Raw genomic sequence first — 1,489 nt, 5'->3', positions numbered from 1 at the left:
TGTATGGTCCATTCTTGCGCTCGTCGGCGATATTGTTCTGATTGGGATAAAGAGTTAGCAGTGGTACTATTGCTTTGTGACGCGATATCCATACCGATGGCGGTTGCGGTTGCTGCTGCCCCCCATTTAGAGCCACCCACAGAGGTACCAAAAATATTAGGCGCTAAATCTAATCCCGCTCCCGTCATACGTATCGCATTAGCAGCGATAGCATCAGCTCCCGATGCAACAAGTTTATCCATCGCCTTTTGCTCTGCTTGGCTAATACCTTCATCGATCAACGCCTGATACGCCTCTAGGCGGGATTGAGCTCCCACTAAACTGGCATTGACTACTTCTTGTTCGGCTTTAAGCTGCTCAATATTTTTATCTTGTACAGTAATTCCAAGTGCCATTAACTCATCCGCTTGATTTTGCATTAGCATATTCAACGCTTCAGCATCTTTACGCTCAATCGTTGCTGCTAATGTATTACCATACTGTATGAGTTGATTAACAAGTGCTTGGGCACTGTTCAAGATTACAGGGAAGCGCTGAACGGTAATGAGTCCACCAGGGGGCGTAGAGGCACCTGTATTACCCGATGTCGCTGCACTTTGGAGTGCTTTGGGGTCTGCAGGCTCGGCGTATAAGGGAAGATTAAGCTTATGACCATCTATGGAAAGATTATTTCTTAAGTTATACAGTCTTTGATTCAGGAGTTCCCAGTAACCTTTTAGTTTTTCATTTTCAGTGGGTAAAAATAAACCTGTTAAGCTATTGGCGGTACGCCCTGCCGCGTTCTTTGCCTCCAGGAAGGATAACACATCAGTGTTAGTCTGACTTTCCGCATCAATCAGTCTCGGATTGTCCCACTCAATAGATAATGAAATATCTGGCTCATCGCCAAGAAGCTCTAATGCCTGCGTATACCACATTTTAGCTTCCGCTAGTGTATCTCGTTCTAGCCGGCGATAGGCATTGTCACCTCGTAAAATAAGTAGGTCCAGTAATACCATAAAGGTGGCGAGTTTATAGTGCATTGGATCTGCTTGTGCCACTGCATCAGGATCAGTACTGTCTAATTGAGTTTGGTCCCATGCCGTATCTTCATATAAAGGGCGACAATTCCACTGCCTGTCCGTGTGAGTTCTATCATCGCCTTGCCCTTCTACGTAACCAGCAGGATTAAAGATAAAATTCAACCAGTATTCTGCATCATCATAACTGCCACACTGAAGCAGCCTATCAACCACAAGCATCGGGGTGTAATAAAAAAGCTCCCAAAAATACAGTCCATTTGCACCACTGAAATCCATAGGCTCTGTCTTGTCAGAGTCAACGACCACATTATTAATACTACCCGAGATAGATCCTGTAGAGACGGTTAGCACGTCATCAGGGTTTTCGTTATCAGTGTATGAAAACACTAAACAGTCATCAGGTGAGGTGCTAATAGACGCGCCATTGTAACTGGCACCAAGATAAATGGTAAAGGTAATACCAGATT

Annotated in this window: 1 pseudogene; it reads right to left on the bottom strand. The window is 44.7% G+C overall.

The features are described 5' to 3' along the window. A pseudogene (locus ACQ96U_RS27060) lies at nt 1-1,489 on the bottom strand (hypothetical protein); the annotation flags it as partial.

Source organism: Zooshikella sp. RANM57, from assembly GCF_050749885.1.
Lineage (GTDB): Bacteria > Pseudomonadota > Gammaproteobacteria > Pseudomonadales > Zooshikellaceae > Zooshikella.
Note: the sequence above shows the minus strand (reverse complement) of the source record. Positions and strands in the feature narration are given on the sequence as shown.